Source organism: Dellaglioa sp. CoH-55-MRSF-8 (assembly GCF_056782195.1).
The window spans coordinates 1-270 of the sequence record NZ_JBXAYH010000200.1 but is presented as its reverse complement, the minus strand read 5'-3'; the positions used below and the strand labels follow the sequence as shown (position 1 = coordinate 270).

Here is a 270-nt window from a genome sequence, read left to right as displayed (position 1 = left end):
GGGGCTGACTGCACGCTCGGGAATTTCTGCGAGATGAGCACGACGCTTGCCCTTCCCGAACTCAGAGTCGCGCGCGACACTCGGGAATAGGGTGTTGGCCCACAACCGAGTCATAAAGACCACGGGCGAGCCTGTGTATCGCTTGGTGTACAGGAACATGAAGCGCGACTTCAGAGCCTTTCGGTCCAGCGCAAGATGTTCGGGCACCACGAGATTGGTAGTTGGTCTGAGATTCATCCTATTTGTCCGGGTCCAGAAACGAAAAGACCC

General features: G+C 56.7%; 1 protein-coding gene. It reads right to left on the bottom strand.

The features are described 5' to 3' along the window. Window positions 1-237, bottom strand: a 237-nt coding sequence (locus AC1RPW_RS08485; protein WP_481769525.1) for a hypothetical protein, incomplete at its 3' end; no start/stop codon positions are given. Between the last annotated feature and the right edge of the window lie 33 nt (window positions 238-270).